This is a genomic window from Mesorhizobium sp. SP-1A (genome assembly GCF_032460275.1).
GTDB lineage: Bacteria > Pseudomonadota > Alphaproteobacteria > Rhizobiales > Rhizobiaceae > Mesorhizobium.
The window spans coordinates 270351-285869 of sequence record NZ_JAVXZD010000003.1 but is presented as its reverse complement, the minus strand read 5'-3'; the positions used below and the strand labels follow the sequence as shown (position 1 = coordinate 285869).

Here is a 15519-nt window from a genome sequence, read left to right as displayed (position 1 = left end):
AGTGTTCCGGCGGCCACCGGGATTTGAGGAATCGCTGCCATGTTCCTGCGCGCCGCGCTCGCTCTCAGCGCAGCCTTTTTTGCCGTGCAACCGGCTTTCGCCAACGATTCGACCGCGGAACTGGGCACCGGTGGAGTGATCCTGTCGCGCAGCGACGCCGTCTCGATGGACAGCGAGAACCTTTTCATCTCGCGCGAGAAGGTGACGGTGGACTACGTGTTCCACAACCGTTCGGACAAGGACGTCGACACCATCGTGGCCTTTCCGCTGCCCGACATCGAGGGCAATCCCTACGAAATGCCGGCGATCCCCGACGATCCGGACGACAATTTCCTCGGCTTCGACATGTCCATCGACGGCAAGCCGGTCAAGCCGGAACTGGAGCAGCGCGCCTTCGCGGTCGGCATCGAGGTCACCGATGAACTGAAAGCACAGAAGATTCCGCTCTATCCCTATGGGGACGCGGCGATTTCCGCTCTGGAAAAGGTGCCGCAGAAGGTCGCCGACGACTGGCTGTCGCGCGGCATCATCATCATGAACGAATATGACGACGGTTCCGGCTGGAAGAGCGTGCGCACGCCTTATTGGACCCTGCACTCGACCTACTGGTGGCGCACGGTCTTTCCGGCGGGCAAGGAGGTGCGCGTTTCCCACCGGTACAAGCCCAGCGTCGGCGGCACGGCCGGGCTGAGCTTCTTCTACGACGGCAAGTTCCAGGGCCAGTACGACACCTACAAGACCCGCTACTGCATGGACGAAGGCTTCGAGAACGCCGTGCGCAAGGCCGCGAAGGACAGTCCCGACGGCTATCCGCAGTTGATCGAGAACCGGCTGTCCTACGTGCTGACCACGGGCGGGAACTGGGCGCTGGGTTCGATCGGCAAGTTCAAGCTGACCATCGACAAGGGCAAGGCGGACAGCCTGGTTTCCTTCTGCGGCACGAATGTGCGCAAGGTCGGGCCCACGACCTTCGAGATGACGGCGGAAGACTATTTCCCGGACAGAGATATCGACCTATTGATCCTCGACCGGGCTGCCAGCGACGCGCCCGCAGACAGCGGGAGCGCCGACTGATGCACATCGCCATCCACGTAGCCATTGCCGAAAACGGCGTGATCGGCCGTGACGGCGGCCTGCCGTGGCGGCTCTCGACCGACCTGAAGCGCTTCAAGGCGGACACGATGGGCAAGCCCATCATCATGGGCCGCAAGACCTATGAGGGTATCGGCAAGCCCCTGCCGGGCCGGTTGAACATCGTGGTGACGCGCGACCGCGACTGGCGCGCCGAAGGTGTGGAGGTCGCTTATTCGCTGGACGACGCGGTCCGGCTGGCCAGGGCGCGGGCGCGCTGCATGGCGGGCGTGGACGAGGTCTGCGTCGTCGGCGGCGGGGAGATCTACCGCCAGGCCTTGCCGCTGGCCGACCGCCTCCACGTCACCCACGTGCTGGCCGAGGTCGAGGGCGACGCGCATTTCCCGCCCATCGATCCGGCGGCATGGCGCCAGGTGTCGTCCGAGGAAATCGCGGCGGGCGAAAGGGACAGCCACGCCACGCGGCACGCCGTCTACGAGCGACGCGGCGTGGCCGGCTGACAGGACAAACCGTCGCGGGGGCCATCCGGCAGGGCCCAAACGCCAAGGGAAGCGCGGCGATGCGTTGAAAGCGCGTCGCCGCCTGCCTATAGAAGAACGAACTCCCTGCTGCGGCTGGAGGATCTGCGCCGTCTCAGGCGCCCTGAGGGACCAAGCGAAAGGACATTTATGCCCTGGAACGATAAGAGCGGCGGAGGCGGCGGCCCATGGGGCGGCGGCGGAGGTAATCAGGGGCCGTGGGGGCAAGGTCCGCGCGGGCCGGGAGGGCCGCAAGGTTCCCCACCCGATCTGGAGGACATCATCCGGCGCGGCCAGGACCGGCTGCGACGCGCGCTGCCCGGCGGCGGAGGCGGTACTCCCGCGTTCTGGGGCCTCGTGGCGCTCGTCCTGGTGGCCCTGTGGGCTTTCAAGGCCATCTACACGGTGCAGCCCGACGAGGTGGCGGTGGAACTGCGCTTCGGCCAGCCCAAGGCGCAGCTTTCCGAACCGGGCCTGCATTTCCACTGGTGGCCGATCGAGACGGTCGAGACCGCCAAGATTTCCGAGCAGCTCGTCAACATCGGCAGCGGCGCGCGCAGCGGCGACACGTCGGGCCTGATGCTTTCGGGCGACCAGAACATCGTCAACGTGCAGTTCTCGGTCGCCTACCAGGTGTCCGATCCCAAATCATATCTCTTCGACGTTTCCGATCCCGACGGCATGTTGCGGCAGGTTGCCGAGAGCGCCATGCGCGAGGCCGTCGGCCGGCGCCCCGCGCAGGACATTTTCCGCGACGACCGCCAGGGCATCGCCACTTCGGTGCGCGAGATCATCCAGAACACGCTGGACAGTTACCATGCCGGCCTGACGGTCAATGCGGTCTCGATCGAGGATGCCGCGCCGCCGCGCGAAGTGGCCGACGCGTTCGACGAAGTGCAGCGCGCCGAGCAGGACGAGGACCGCTTCGTGGAGGAGGCCAATCAGTACTCCAACCAGAAGCTCGGCCAGGCGCGCGGCCAGGCCGCGCAGGTGCGCGAAGAGGCGGCTGCCTACAAGAACCGCGTGGTGCAGGAGGCGGAAGGCGAGGCGCAGCGCTTCATCTCCGTCTATGACGAATATGCCAAGGCGCCGGACGTGACCCGCAAGCGCCTCTACCTCGAGACGATGGAGAAGGTGCTGAAGGATTCCAGCAAGGTGATCGTGGAGCCCGGCGCGGGCACGGGGCCGGTGCCATACCTGCCGCTGCCGGCGTTGCAGCCCAAGGCCCCGGCGACCACGGGAGGCAACCAGTAATGTCCAACAGGCTTCCCATCATTGCAGTCATCGCGGCGATCGCCCTGTTCCTGGTCTACTCGTCCGTATTCGTCGTCAACGCCCGCCAGCAGGCGATCGTGCTGCGCTTCGGCGAGATCGTGGACGTGAAGGCCGAACCGGGCATCTACTTCAAGCTGCCGTTCGGCTTCTTCGATGCCGACACGGTGCAGATGGTCGAGAAGCGCGTGCTGCGCTTCGATCTCGACAACATCCGCGTCCAGGTTTCGGGCGGCAAGTTCTACGAGGTCGACGCCTTCATCGCCTACCGCATCTCCAATCCGCGGGTCTTCCGCGCGGCGGTGTCGGGCAGCGTCGATCTGGCCGAGCAGCGGTTGAAGACGCGTCTCGACGCGGCCTTGCGCCGTGTCTACGGTCTGCGCGGCTTCGAGGCGGCGCTTTCGGAAGAACGCGCGTCGATGATGCGCGAAGTGCGCGACCAGCTGCGGCCCGACGCGACCTCGCTCGGCCTCGAGATCGACGACGTGCGCATCCGCCGCACCGATCTCACGGCGGAGGTTTCCCAGCAGACCTACGACCGCATGAAGGCTGAGCGCCTGGCCGAGGCCGAGAGGCTGAGGGCACGCGGCAACGAGGCGGCGCAGCGCATTCGCGCCCGGGCCGACCGCGAGGTGATCGAGATCATCGCCGAGGCCAACAAGGAATCGGAAATCCTGCGCGGTGAGGGCGACGCCCAGCGAAGCGCCACTTTCGCCGCCGCCTACCAGCGCGACCCGGGCTTCTTCGATTTCTACCGTTCGCTCAACGCCTACGGGACGGCGCTGGACAACACCGGCACCACGATGCTCCTGTCGCCGAACTCGGAGTTCTTCCGCTTCTTCCGCGATCCCGACGGCAAGCTGCCGGGCGCGGCGTCGGGTGCGCCGGCCGCGCGGACCGCGGCTCCCGCCGCCGGGCAATAGCGGGTGTCGGACTTCCTGGCCGCCATGGGCCTGGTTCTCGTCGTCGAGGGCCTGGTCTATGGCGGCTTCCCGACGCTGGCCCGCAAGCTCGCCGCGGAAGTGCAATCCACCTCGGATTCGACGCTGAGGATCGCCGGCCTGGCCTCGATCGCGGCCGGCGTCGGCGTCGTATGGCTGGTGCGTGGCTGAACCGCGCCGCCCGGTTTTATGCGGAGCCGCTGGCAGCAGCCGCAAACGTGCCTTATTTCTTGACATGATGACGCAAGGCGCGGCCCTGGTGGAGCGCCTTTCCCTTTCAAACCAACGTGCCGGGAGGCCCCGATGACCACCGAAACCCTCTTGCGAGCGGCCAGCCGGCGCGTCTCCCTCAAGCGCGCGACGGCGCGGCTGCCTGCCGGCCCCGCGCTCATGCTCGCCCTTTGCGCGCTCGCCGCGCCTTCCTTCGCGCCTCCGGCCCAGGCCACCAGCATGTCGGCGGCGGCCGCCAACGGGCCGGCCTCGGTCGCGGACCTTGCCGAAGGGCTTCTGGGCGCCGTGGTCAACATCTCCACCTCGCAGACGGTGAAGGGCACGGAAGGCCCCGGCGCGGTGCCGATGCCGCAGCTTCCGGAAGGCTCGCCCTTCCAGGATTTCTTCAACGATTTCTTCAAGGATCGCGGCGGCGACAAGGGCGGCGGCGGTTCGCAGAAGGTGCAGTCGCTGGGCTCGGGCTTCGTCGTCGATGCCACCGAAGGCTATGTGGTGACCAACAACCACGTGATCGCCGACTCCGACGACATCGAGGTCAACTTCTCCGACGGCACCACGCTGAAGGCGAAGCTGGTCGGCACCGACACCAAGACGGACATCGCCGTGCTGAAGGTGGACCCCAAGGGCCACAAGCTGACCGCCGTGAAATTCGGCGATTCCAACAAGATGCGCATCGGCGATTGGGTCATGGCCATCGGCAACCCGTTCGGCCTCGGCGGCTCGGTGACGCTGGGCATCGTCTCGGCGCGCAACCGCGACATCAATTCCGGGCCCTATGACGACTTCATCCAGACGGATGCCGCCATCAATCGGGGCAATTCCGGCGGCCCGCTGTTCAACATGAACGGCGAGGTGATCGGCATCAACACGGCCATCATTTCGCCGTCGGGCGGCTCGATCGGCATCGGCTTCGCGATTCCCTCGCAACTCGCGGCGGGGGTGGTCGACCAGTTGCGCCAATATGGCGAGACCCGGCGCGGCTGGCTTGGCGTGCGCATCCAGCCCGTCACCGCCGAAATCGCGGAAAGCCTCGGCATGGCGGCGCCGAAGGGCGCGCTGATCGCCGGCATCATCAAGGGCGGTCCGGTCGACAACGGTTCGATACAGCCGGGCGATGTCGTCACCAAGTTCGACGGCAAGGATATCCGCGACATGCACGACCTGCCGCGCATCGTCGCCGAAAGCCCGGTCGGCAAGGCTGTCGATGTCGTCATCGTGCGCAAGGGCAAGGAGCAGACCGTCAAGGTCACGCTCGGCCGGCTCGAGGACGGCGAGAAGCTGGCCGAAGCCGACAAGGCAAAGCCGGATGAAGGCAATGGCGGCGACGAGGCCGCTCCGGTCGCGACCGCCACCGTGCTCGGCATGACGGTCGGCGAACTCAACGAGGCCACGCGCGCCAGGTTCGGCATCGCCGCCGACGTCTCGGGCGTGGTGGTCACGGACGTGGCCAAAGGGTCCGCCGCGGCGGAGCGCGGCGTGCAGCCGGGCGAGGTCATCACCGAGATCGCGCAGGAATCGGTCGCCACGCCGAAGGACGTGATGGACCGGATCGGCGCGTTGAAGGAGCAGGGCCGCAAGAACGCGCTGCTCATGCTGGCCTCGAAATCGGGCGAGCTGCGCTTTGTCACGATCCGGATGGATTGAGTCCGGAAAGGGTTCTAACCCGTTGTTCCAGAGGTGAAAAAGGCGGCTATGATGCCGCCTTTTTCCTGGCCTGCCAGTCTTCGCGGGAAAGCCGGTAGAAGACGTGCCGCCTCAGATGCGGGTGGCTGTCCGGCACTCGCGGATGGTCGAAGTCCGCGGAAACGTCGCGGCGCATTCCCAGCCGCTCCATCACGCGTGTGGATTTTTTGTTCCCGGACACGGCAAACGAAATGATCTCATGCCTGTCGAGCGTCTCGAAACCGAAGTCGAGCCAGGCGGCCGCCGCCTCGGTGACATAGCCGTGGCCCCAGAATTCCGGCGCCAGCCGCCAGCCGATCTCGATCGATCCGGGCGGTGCGAAGGGCCCGATCTCCGCATCATGCAGCCCGACGAAGCCGATGCATTGACCGGTCGAGGCGATTTCCGCGGCGGTCCAGCCATAGCCGTCGCGGGAGATTTCCGCGCTTATCTCGTCCATCTTGGCATCGGCCTGCGCCCGATCGCGGCGGAAGGGGAAGAATTCCATCACCTGCTCGTCGCAATTTATGCGATGGAACAGGCCCCGGTCGCGTTCCTCCCAATTGCGCAGGATCAGGCGCCCGGTGCGGATCAGCTTCATTGTGCGAACTCTTTGCGCGAATAGCCCTGGAGGTAGAGCAGGGCGGTGAGGTCGCCATGGTCGATGCGGATCCGGGCGGCTGCCGCGACCGAGGGCTTGGCATGCAGGGCGACGCCGGTGCCCGCCAGGTTCAGCATGTCGAGGTCGTTGGCACCATCGCCGACCGCGATGGCATCCGCGGGCGTCAGGCCGAGCCGGGTGGAAATGGCGAGCAGCGCCGCAGCCTTGGCCGCACGGCCGAGGATCGGTTCACCGACCTCGCCGGCGAAGCGGCCTTCCCGTTCGATCAGCCTGTTGGCCTGGTGCTCGTGGAAGCCCAGCATTTCGGCGATGCGGCCGGTGAACACCTCGAAGCCGCCGGACACCAGTGCCGTATAGGCGCCTGCGCCACGCATGGTCTGCACCAGGGCTCGGCCGCCGGAAGCCAGCGTCAGGCGGCTGGCGACGATGCGGTCGACCACCTCGATCTCCAGCCCTTTCAGCAGGGCGACCCGTTCCCTCAAGGCCGGCTCGAAGGCGATCTCGCCGTTCATCGAGCGGGCGGTGATGTCGGCCACCCGCTCCTTGAGGCCCACCTCGTCCGCCAGTTCGTCGATGCATTCCTGGTCGATCATGGTGGAATCCATGTCGGCCAGCAGCAGTTTCTTGCGGCGGTGCCACGCGGGCTGGACGGCAACGTCCACCGGCTCGGGGCCCAAAGCCGCGCGCAAGGCGGCCTCCGCTTCCGCGCCGTCCGCGCCTTCGGGCAGGTCGATGTCGCAGGCCTCCGATTCGGCCAGCCAGCGCACCGTGCTTGCGCCGACCGCCAAAGACGCCTTATTCGCAAGTGCCGGCGACAGGATGCGCGCGGCAGGATGGGAAACGAGCGTGGCAACGAGCGACATGGAAGGATCCGGTGAGCAGGCGGCTCCGGGCCGCGTGAAGAACGCGATCCTGATAGCCGGGCCGACCGCCAGCGGCAAGTCGGCTCTGGCGCTCGACCTGGCTGTTCGCGAGGGCGGGGTGATCGTCAATGCCGATTCCATGCAGGTCTATTCGATCCTGAACGTGCTGACGGCGCGGCCCGGCGCGGCCGAGACGTCGCAGGTGCCGCATCTGCTCTATGGCCATGTCCATCCGTCGATCGCCTATTCCACCGGCGCGTGGCTTCGCGACGTGATGCGCCTGATCCGGGAAGGAGCTTTCGCGGGACGCAAGGCGATCTTCGTCGGCGGCACCGGCCTCTATTTCCGCGCGCTGGCGGAAGGCATCGCCGAGATGCCCGCGATACCGGCTTCCGTGCGCGACCACTGGCGCGGGGAACTGGCCCGGCTGGGGGCGCCCGCGCTCCATGCCGTCCTCGCCCAGCGCGATGCCGGGACGGCGGCGCGGCTGCGGCCGGGCGACGGGCAGCGCATCGTGCGCGCGCTGGAGGTCCTGGATGCATCCGGCCGCTCAATCCTGGACTGGCAGGCGGATCGCGCAGAGCCGCTCATCGACCGTTCCAGCGCCCGCTTCCTGGTCGTCGAGCCGCAGCGCGATGCGCTCGTACGGCGTATCGACGCCCGCTTCGACAGGATGATGGAGGAGGGCGGGCTGGACGAGGTGCGGGAACTGGCAGCCCTCGGGCTCGACGCTTCCCTGCCAGCCATGAAGGCGATCGGAGTGCGCGAGCTTCAGGACGTGCTGGCCGGCGACATGGCGGCAAAGGACGCTATCGCACGCGCCAAGATCGCCACGCGGCAATACGCCAAGCGGCAGGCGACGTGGTTCAGGCACCAGCTCGGTCCGGAATGGGTGCGCATCCCCCTCGGCGACCGGCTGTAACCGCAAATGGGCGCGGTGCCTCGATATGCAACTTGGAATATGCTCGAAAGAGTATCTCTCGCATTTTAGTTGTCGAATTTAACTGTCTGTAAGTTCGAGGCTGACATAAGGACCGGAGGGCAATTCCGGCGGGCGGCATGCGTTTCCACAGGGCGGAGTCGGCGTTCTTCATCTTCATAATCGTCGTGCTGGCCGCCGGGCTGGTGACGGCGCGTGCCTATGCTTTTCTCCATGCGCTGGCTCCCAGCTTCACGCGTCCCTCGCGGATCGCGGACATCGTCTATCTGAACGAGTTGCTGTTCGTCGTCGGCGTGCTTCTGGCCACGGCCCTGTTCTTCGGCGTGTTCTTCATCTATCCGCTCATCCGCAAGCAGGTGCGGGAAGAAGGCAAGCTTCGCGCCATGACGCTGTCGCTCAGCGAGCGTTCCGAGACGCTGGAGCAGGCGGCGCTGACCGATGCGCTGACGGGAATGCAGAACCGTCGCTATTTCGACGATGCGCTGAAGGAATATATCGCGGAGTTCCGACGCATCGGCAGGCCCGTGGGCCTGATGATCCTCGATCTCGACCACTTCAAGCAGGTGAACGACACTTACGGCCACGACGTCGGCGACGAAGTGCTCAGGGTCGTGGCGAACTGCCTGAAGAACATGACGCGCTATCACGACGTCGCCGCGCGACTGGGCGGCGAAGAGTTCGCGGTCGTCACCCCGAACATGGAAAGCCCTGTCCTGGAGCGGTTCGCCGAGCGCATCCGCAAGGCCATCGAGGCCACCCCGGTGCTGGCCGGAAGCACGCGGTTGCGCGTCACCACCAGCGTGGGGCTCGCGGTGTGGGACGGCAAGGAGGCGGCGGAGGAGTTCTTCCGCCGCGCCGACAAGCAGCTCTACAAGGCCAAGAGGCAGGGCAGGAACCGGGTCTGCGCCTGAGATCTGCAGCGGGTTTGGCCGCGAAACGCCAGGCTCGGTCGGTTTTTGCCAGCCGGTGCTACTCGTTTTGCGGGCGCATGCCGAAGGTCGTCGGCTTCAACCCGTAGCGCATGTCGAAATCGGTGTCCGGCTGAATGCGCGGCGACGCCGGCTTGCGGTAGCCGGCATCGCCGGCCTGAACCGTCGTGGCCACGGGTTCGGAAAAGGCCATCGCGGAGGTCTGCGGCTTCGGCACGTTGCGCAATTTCTCGACGATCGCGGCCAGGTCGACATTGGCGTCGTCGCCTTCGGGCTCGCCGACCTTGCGCTTGGCGGCGCCGGGCAGCAGGCTGTCGTCCAGCCTCTCGAACTTCAGGCGCATGGTGGTGGCCACGCCTTCGCCGAAGGCGATGGCCTCGCGCTGGCCCATGGAGGACAGGAAGGCGAGGCTCGAGGCCGAGGAATCGGCGATGGCCGAGCGGATGATGGCCTGGTCGGCCTCGTTGGCGAGCCGCATGGCGAAGAAGGTGGAGCATTGCGACAGGATCGTCGGGTCGAGTTCGCCCGGCCGTTGCGTCACCACGCCGAGATAGCAGCCATATTTGCGGCCTTCCTTGGCGATGCGCGACAGAGCGTGCCGCGTCGGCGCGAAGCCCAGGCGCGGATCGGCCGGCATGTAGCGATGCGCTTCCTCGCACAGGAGGAGAAGCTGCAACTTGCCCTCGCTCCACAAGGCAAGGTCGAAGGCGAGGCGCGCCAGCACGGAGCAGACCGAGTTCACAACTTCGGACGGCATGCCCGCCATCTCGAAGCAGGTGACGGGGCGGCCATAGTGCGGCACGCGGAAAATGTTGCCGATGGTTTCGTGGATCGAGTCCTCGATGAGGCGCGAATTGAACATGAAGCGATAGCGCGGGTCCGCCGCCGCCTGCTCGATGCGGGTCCGGAGCGACTTCAGCGCCGGCCGATCGGCCTTGCTGTCGAGCAGGCCGATGCGCTCGTCGATCTGCTTCAACAGATCGGCGATGCGGTAGGGCACCGGCGTATCGGCCGTCAGCGTATCGGCGCCCCGGCGCAGGAAGGTGCCGGACTGCGGATTGCGGTAGAGGTTCTTCGCAACCGGGATGAGGTCGCGCAACATGTCGACCTCTTCGGGGTCTATCTCGCGGCCGCGGAAAAGCACCTCGGTGAATTCTTCCAGGCGGAACATCCAGAAGGGCAGGTCGAGCGAGGTCGCGTCCACCCGCACACAATACTCCGGCAGCGAGGCCGCGAACTCGTTGTGCGGATCGAGGATGAGCACCCTGAGGTCGGGCCGCGCGGCCAGCGACTTGCGCAAGAGCAGCGAGACGGCGGTGGATTTGCCGACGCCGGTGGTGCCGACGATGGCGAAATGGCGGGCCAGCGTGTCGTCGATGGCGATGTTGGCGTCGATCGCCTCGTCCTGGGAGAGGTTGCCGATGGTGATCGCCCGCCGGCCGGCGAGATCGTACACCGCCTCCAGGTCGCGGCTGCGGATGCGGTGCGCGATCGCGCCGATATGCGGATAGTTGGTGATGCCCCGGTCGAACACCGGCTTGGCGCCGGGGGCATCGCCGTCGCGGACCTCGCCGACAAGCTCGACGCATACTTCGATGGGGTTGCTGCCGGCGGCGTCCCAGGCGCGGTCCGACTTGTCGATGGCATAGACCAGCCCGACGGTGCGCGAACCGCCCAGATTGATCGAGATCATCTTGCCGACGGTCCAATGCCCGCTGCCGGTTCCGCCGTCATTCGCGAAGGCGCTGATGACGGCGCGCGCGCCGTCGCATTGCACGACATGGCCGAGAATCCGGCTTTCATTCTGGCCGGACCCGCGCCGTTCCTGCGACGTACCTTCGCCTGTGGAGGCTTCGCGTTCCACGAACATGCAATCCCACCCGATCCCCGCGGTCGTAAACTACGGCAAGCCGGTTAAGGGCGCGTGAGAGGGATTGGTTTCGGTCAACTTAGGCAATTGCCTTGCATTTTACCGATCGACCGGGATGGAGGCACCGCGCCGGGCTAATGCGTCGCATCGACCTTGCGGTCACGAAGAAGTGACAGCGGCTTTTCAATTTCGCCAAAAAGGGGGCGCAGGATTCTCTGCGAAGGGTCGATTTGCGGAGCACGAACATGACTTCCTGTCTGGCTCTTTCGCTGGGCCGAGGCGGCCGCGCCACGTCCATCGCACTGGCTCTGGCGCTGGGCGCCACGCCATTGGCGCCGTTGCTGCCGCCGCTCGACCCGCCAGCCCGTGCGGCGGTGATTTCCGTACATGTGCGCGAAAGGCTGTCGCGCTACGGCGAGTGGCAACAATCGACGCGCTATGGCGAGGTCTGGGTGCCGTCGGTCGATACGGACTGGCGGCCTTATACCGTCGGGCATTGGGTATGGACCGAGGACGGCTGGTACTGGCAATCCGAGGAGCCGTTCGGCCAGATCGTTTTCCACTATGGCCGCTGGGTTTACGATCCGGACCTCGGCTGGGTGTGGGTCGTCGGCGACGAATGGGCGCCGGCTTGGGTTGTCTGGCGCGAGAGCGACGACGACATAGGCTGGGTGCCGGCACCGCCGCGAGACGACGTCGTGGTCGAGGACGTGTGGTGGACGTTCGTGCCGGCGGTGGCCATCGGCGCGGCCAATCTCGTGCAGGTGGTGCGGCCGGTGGATGAGAACCAGACGCTGATCCAGAACACCACGATCATCAACCAGCGGGTGGTCATCAACGAAAACAACGATATCGGGTCCGCCCGCCTCGGCAGGGAAACGGTTCCGATCAATGCCGGCCCGCCGATCTCTCGGCTGCCCGCCAACGTCGTGTCCAAGGTGAGGGCCGCGGGCATCGTGCCGCCGCCGCGCGGCGGCAATTTTGCGGCGGCGCGTCTCGATCCGTCCAAGGGCCGCCAGGTCAAGCAGGCGGCGGCGAAGTTGAAGCCGACCACGCCGCCGGCGACGAAGCCGAACGCATCGCCGTCCGGACAGGGTGCGGCGACGAAGCCGAATGCGTTGCCGTCCGCCCCGGGTGCGGCGGCGAAGACGGGGAAGGGCGCTGCCGCTCCGGCTCCGGCGGGCGCTCCGCCGAAACAGCCCGCCGCCAAGGCGACGTCCGCGCCGAAGGCCGGCCAGCAAAAGCCCGCACAGGAAACGGCGCCGCCGCCTTCGGCGAAGCGCGCGCCGCAGGCTCCGGCATCCAAGAAAGCGCCAGCTACGGCGAACACGGGAAAGGAGATTGCGAAGAAGCCCAAGCCGGGGACGCCTCCCTCCGCGAGAACGCAGGCACCCAGGACACCCGGCGCCGCCGCCGTCAACCGCAAGCCGGCAAAGCCCGCGCCCACGGCGACAGCAAGACCGGCAAAGCCCGGGCCCGCGACGACCGCAAGGCCGGCGGTGCGATCGGCACCCCCGAAGCCCGCTCCGGCGAGAACCCAGGCCCGGCCCCCCGCGCCGCCGAGAGAAATGCGGCAGGCTCCGGCAAGGCCGTCAGTCCAGGCTCCGGCGAGAACCCAGGCCCGGCCAGCCGCGCCGCCGAGAGAAATGCGGCAGGCACCGCCACGGCCATCGGTCCAGGCTCCGGCGCGGCGCGCGCCAGCCCCTGCCGCGCAGCGGCCGAAATGCGACCCGCATGATCCGCACTGCAAGCCCAAGGGCTGACGGTTGACGCAAGGCTATCCGGTCCGCGAAAACGACCCTTGGCTGCGCTCCGCGCAAAGCCGGGTCAGCGGAGATCTTGCGGCCCGGCCCGGTGTTCCGACTGGAACGCGGCCACCAACCAGCGGCGGACGCTTTCCGTCGCGCCGCTGAGCGGTCCGGTCGCGGGGCTTGTCAAATGGTGGCCGGCTCCGCTCGCCAGCACGAAATCCGACAGCGGAACCAGCGAACCTTCCCGCAGGGCGGCATTCGCGAGCGGCCGGGAGCCGAGCAACACCCCGGCTCCGTTCTTCGCCGCTTCCAGCGCCACGACGAAGCTGTCGAACTTCAGGCTCGCGCCAGCCCCCGGCGGCAGGCGCGCGGCCGCGAACCACTCGCCCCACATCTCGCGCGCGCCGACCACCGAAAGCATCGGCAGGCGGGTCCAGTCGGAACCGTCCGCCAGGCCGGGCGCGGCCATCGGCACGAGGGTTTCGCGGGTCAGCAGGTCCGCGCGACGGCCGGGGAAGGAGCCGTTGCCGTAGCGTATGTCCGGCCCCGCAAAATTCTCGCTCTGGTCGGCAGGAGTGTGGATCGTCTCTATGCGCAGGTGAGCCGAGGGAACCGCCGCCGCGAGGGTGGGCAGCAACGGCGCGATCATCAGCACGGCGAAGGAAATGGGCGAACGAAGCGTGACGGTCTCGACCGGTCTCGTCTCGAAAAGCTCCCGCGTGCTGGCGCCGATCGTGGCGAAGGCCGATTGCAGATGCGGCAGATAGGCCGCGCCGTCCGGCGTCAACTCGACGCCGCGCGCCAGGCGGGTAAAGAGCCGGCGCTTGAGCCGCTCCTCCAGCAGGCGGATATGCTGGCTGACGGCGGCCTGGGTGAGGCCGAGCTCGGACGCAGCCGCGGTGAAGTTGGAAAGGCGGGCCGCGGCCTCGAAGCTGCGCAGCCAATCCAGCGGGGGCAGGCCGTTCAAACTATCCATAAATAAATCCGCATCTTTGGCCGAAAAAACATAATTTGGATTATGGCTCTCCTCGCGCCATGCTGCAACCGAGACCAACGCAAGGCAAAGCAAGGATCGGAGCCATGCTGACGAAGGCGGAGACGAGTCCGGATGGGCGGACAATCGAACTGACATGGGCGGATGGCGGCAGCGCGCGCTTCCACGCCATGTGGCTGCGCGACAATGCGCTGGACGACAAGACCCGCAGCCCCGGCAACGGGCAGCGGCTGGTGACCATTCTCGACATTCCCGCCGGCACGGTCATCGGCGAGGCGCAGGTTGCGGGCGGCGATCTCTCCGTGCGCTTTGCGCCCGAAAACAAGACCGTGCGCTTTCCCGCCGCGTGGCTGCGCGCCAACGCCTATGACCGGCCGGTGCCGTCCGGTCCCGGCTGGGTGGCCGACGGCGTGAAGACCTGGACCAGGGCGAGCATGCAAGGCTCGGTGCCGCGCGCGTCCTATGCTTCCGCGGTCCGCGACCCTTCGGTGCTGCGGAACTGGCTGGATGCGGTGAAGACCTACGGTTTTGCCGTGATGGAAGGCCTTCCGGCCGAATCCGGGGCGCTGGCCAAGGTCTCGGACCTGTTCGGCTATATCCGCGAGACGAATTACGGGCGCTGGTTCGAGGTGAGGGCGGAGGTCAATCCGAACAATCTCGCCTTCACCAATCTGGGCTTGCAGGCGCATACGGACAATCCCTATCGCGACCCGGTGCCGACGCTGCAGATCCTGTCCTGCATCGAGAACACGGTGGACGGCGGCGATTCCTCGGTGGTGGACGGCTTTGCCGTCGCGGAAGCCCTGAAACGCGAGAACCCGGAAGGGTTCCGGCTGCTGGCGTCCTATCCCGCGCGCTTCGAATATGCAGGCTCGTCCGGCGTTCGGCTGCGTTCCAAACGGCCGATGATCGAACTCGGGCCGGACGGCGAGATGATCGCGATACGCTTCAACAACCGATCGCTGGCACCGACCGTGGACGTGCCGTTCGAGGATATGGAGGCCTATTACGCGGCCTACCGGCGTTTTGCGGAACTGATCGAGGATCCCGCCTTCGAGGTGACCTTCAAGCTGGAGCCCGGGCAGGCCTTCATCGTGGACAACACCCGCGTCATGCATGCGCGCAAGGCGTTTTCCGGAACCGGCAACCGCTGGCTGCAGGGCTGCTACGCCGACAAGGACGGGCTTCTGTCCACGCTCGCGGCGATGGAAGGCAGCGTGAAGGAGGCCGCGGAATGAACATCGAGACGCTGAACGCCGACAACGTCGTGGAATTCATCGCCGACATCTTCGAGCGGCGCGGGGCCGAGTCCTATCTGGGCGAACCCGTCACCATGTCGGAGCACATGCTGCAAGGCGCATGGCTGGCCGAGCAGGAGGGCGCGCCCGATGTGCTGGTCGCCGCCGCCCTGCTGCACGATATCGGCCACTACACCAGCGAGTTCGGGCCGTATTCTCCCGACGACGTCGAGGACAAGCACCATGACGAGGCGGGCGGCGAGGTGCTCGCCCCGTTCTTTCCGCCGGTGATCGTGGAGTGCGTCAGGCTGCACGTGGCCGCCAAGCGCTATCTCTGCGCCACCGATCCGACCTATTTCAGCAGGCTTTCGCCGGCCTCGGTGCACACGCTTTCCTTGCAGGGCGGCCCCATGGACGGGGAGGAGGTGGCGGAATTCCGCAGCAATCCGTTCCATGAGGAAGCCGTCAAGGTGCGCATCTGGGACGAGGGCGGCAAGGTCGCCGGCATGAAGACGCGGACCTTCCGCGACTACGTTCCGCTGCTGGAGAAAGTGGTGAAGGATTTCGCCGGGGCCGCGTGAGCGGTCCCAAGTCTC

At 66.8% G+C, this 15519-nt stretch carries 15 protein-coding genes; 11 read left to right on the top strand and 4 right to left on the bottom strand.

What is annotated here, in order from left to right; genetic code table 11:
- The first annotated feature begins 39 nt into the window (after positions 1-39).
- From QU595_RS16340 to QU595_RS16315, 6 genes are all read left to right on the top strand, one after another.
- Positions 40-1074 carry a DUF4424 domain-containing protein gene (locus QU595_RS16340; protein ID WP_315923775.1) on the top strand — a complete coding sequence of 345 codons (1035 nt, stop codon included), beginning with the start codon at positions 40-42 and terminating at the stop codon, positions 1072-1074.
- Positions 1074-1592: a dihydrofolate reductase gene (locus QU595_RS16335; protein WP_315923773.1), complete on the top strand. Its 519-nt coding sequence runs from the start codon at positions 1074-1076 to the stop codon at positions 1590-1592. The genes QU595_RS16340 and QU595_RS16335 overlap by 1 nt, the downstream gene beginning before the upstream one ends.
- A gap of 168 nt (positions 1593-1760) precedes the next feature.
- A complete protein-coding gene (gene hflK / locus QU595_RS16330) occupies positions 1761-2864 on the top strand; it encodes an FtsH protease activity modulator HflK (RefSeq protein ID WP_315923771.1) in 1104 nt (367 codons plus the stop codon).
- Complete coding sequence (locus tag QU595_RS16325) at positions 2864-3805, top strand: protease modulator HflC (RefSeq protein WP_315923769.1); 942 nt, start codon at positions 2864-2866, stop codon at positions 3803-3805. The genes hflK and QU595_RS16325 overlap by 1 nt, the downstream gene beginning before the upstream one ends.
- Positions 3806-3808: 3 nt before the next feature.
- Positions 3809-3994: a DUF2065 domain-containing protein gene (locus tag QU595_RS16320; RefSeq protein ID WP_315923768.1), complete on the top strand. Its 186-nt coding sequence runs from the start codon at positions 3809-3811 to the stop codon at positions 3992-3994.
- A 219-nt stretch (positions 3995-4213) separates the two neighbouring features.
- A complete protein-coding gene (locus QU595_RS16315; RefSeq protein ID WP_410000522.1) occupies positions 4214-5698 on the top strand; it encodes a DegQ family serine endoprotease in 1485 nt (494 codons plus the stop codon).
- Between the two features lie 46 nt (positions 5699-5744).
- On the opposite strand, the gene QU595_RS16310 is transcribed toward QU595_RS16315, so the two are convergent.
- Entirely contained in the window at positions 5745-6317 is a 573-nt protein-coding gene (locus tag QU595_RS16310) for a GNAT family N-acetyltransferase (protein ID WP_315923764.1), read from the bottom strand.
- Positions 6314-7201 (bottom strand): phosphoserine phosphatase SerB, encoded by an 888-nt coding sequence (serB, locus tag QU595_RS16305; RefSeq protein ID WP_315923762.1) that lies wholly within the window; start codon positions 7199-7201, stop codon positions 6314-6316. Before serB ends, QU595_RS16310 begins: the two co-directional genes overlap by 4 nt.
- Here serB and miaA point away from each other — a divergent pair.
- Positions 7200-8123: a tRNA (adenosine(37)-N6)-dimethylallyltransferase MiaA gene (gene miaA, locus QU595_RS16300; RefSeq protein ID WP_315924504.1), complete on the top strand. Its 924-nt coding sequence runs from the start codon at positions 7200-7202 to the stop codon at positions 8121-8123. The genes serB and miaA overlap by 2 nt on opposite strands.
- A gap of 137 nt (positions 8124-8260) precedes the next feature.
- Positions 8261-9052 (top strand): GGDEF domain-containing protein, encoded by a 792-nt coding sequence (locus QU595_RS16295; RefSeq protein WP_315923760.1) that lies wholly within the window; start codon positions 8261-8263, stop codon positions 9050-9052.
- A gap of 58 nt (positions 9053-9110) precedes the next feature.
- On the opposite strand, the gene QU595_RS16290 is transcribed toward QU595_RS16295, so the two are convergent.
- The gene (locus tag QU595_RS16290; protein WP_315923758.1) at positions 9111-10940 is read right to left on the bottom strand and encodes an ATP-binding protein; all 1830 of its coding nucleotides are present in this window, start codon (positions 10938-10940) and stop codon (positions 9111-9113) included.
- 245 nt (positions 10941-11185) lie between these two features.
- On the opposite strand from QU595_RS16290, the gene QU595_RS16285 reads away from it, so the two are divergent.
- Positions 11186-12703 carry a DUF6600 domain-containing protein gene (locus QU595_RS16285; protein ID WP_315923757.1) on the top strand — a complete coding sequence of 506 codons (1518 nt, stop codon included), beginning with the start codon at positions 11186-11188 and terminating at the stop codon, positions 12701-12703.
- Between the two features lie 64 nt (positions 12704-12767).
- Here QU595_RS16285 and QU595_RS16280 read toward each other — a convergent pair whose 3' ends face one another.
- Positions 12768-13667 carry a LysR family transcriptional regulator gene (locus QU595_RS16280; protein WP_315923755.1) on the bottom strand — a complete coding sequence of 300 codons (900 nt, stop codon included), beginning with the start codon at positions 13665-13667 and terminating at the stop codon, positions 12768-12770.
- 104 nt (positions 13668-13771) lie between these two features.
- On the opposite strand from QU595_RS16280, the gene QU595_RS16275 reads away from it, so the two are divergent.
- Entirely contained in the window at positions 13772-14923 is a 1152-nt protein-coding gene (locus QU595_RS16275) for a gamma-butyrobetaine dioxygenase (protein WP_315923753.1), read from the top strand.
- Entirely contained in the window at positions 14920-15504 is a 585-nt protein-coding gene (locus QU595_RS16270; RefSeq protein WP_315923751.1) for an HD domain-containing protein, read from the top strand. Before QU595_RS16275 ends, QU595_RS16270 begins: the two co-directional genes overlap by 4 nt.
- Positions 15505-15519 lie beyond the last annotated feature (15 nt).

Coding starts and splice junctions, on each gene's coding strand:
- QU595_RS16285 (WP_315923757.1), top strand. CDS start 11,186: ATGACTTCCTGTCTGGCTCTTTCGCTGGGCCGAGGCGGCCGCGCCACG.
- serB (WP_315923762.1), bottom strand. CDS start 7,201: ATGTCGCTCGTTGCCACGCTCGTTTCCCATCCTGCCGCGCGCATCCTG.
- QU595_RS16290 (WP_315923758.1), bottom strand. CDS start 10,940: ATGTTCGTGGAACGCGAAGCCTCCACAGGCGAAGGTACGTCGCAGGAA.
- QU595_RS16280 (WP_315923755.1), bottom strand. CDS start 13,667: ATGGATAGTTTGAACGGCCTGCCCCCGCTGGATTGGCTGCGCAGCTTC.
- miaA (WP_315924504.1), top strand. CDS start 7,200: ATGGAAGGATCCGGTGAGCAGGCGGCTCCGGGCCGCGTGAAGAACGCG.
- QU595_RS16335 (WP_315923773.1), top strand. CDS start 1,074: ATGCACATCGCCATCCACGTAGCCATTGCCGAAAACGGCGTGATCGGC.
- QU595_RS16315 (WP_410000522.1), top strand. CDS start 4,214: ATGCTCGCCCTTTGCGCGCTCGCCGCGCCTTCCTTCGCGCCTCCGGCC.
- QU595_RS16310 (WP_315923764.1), bottom strand. CDS start 6,317: ATGAAGCTGATCCGCACCGGGCGCCTGATCCTGCGCAATTGGGAGGAA.
- QU595_RS16325 (WP_315923769.1), top strand. CDS start 2,864: ATGTCCAACAGGCTTCCCATCATTGCAGTCATCGCGGCGATCGCCCTG.
- QU595_RS16295 (WP_315923760.1), top strand. CDS start 8,261: ATGCGTTTCCACAGGGCGGAGTCGGCGTTCTTCATCTTCATAATCGTC.
- QU595_RS16275 (WP_315923753.1), top strand. CDS start 13,772: ATGCTGACGAAGGCGGAGACGAGTCCGGATGGGCGGACAATCGAACTG.
- QU595_RS16270 (WP_315923751.1), top strand. CDS start 14,920: ATGAACATCGAGACGCTGAACGCCGACAACGTCGTGGAATTCATCGCC.
- hflK (WP_315923771.1), top strand. CDS start 1,761: ATGCCCTGGAACGATAAGAGCGGCGGAGGCGGCGGCCCATGGGGCGGC.
- QU595_RS16340 (WP_315923775.1), top strand. CDS start 40: ATGTTCCTGCGCGCCGCGCTCGCTCTCAGCGCAGCCTTTTTTGCCGTG.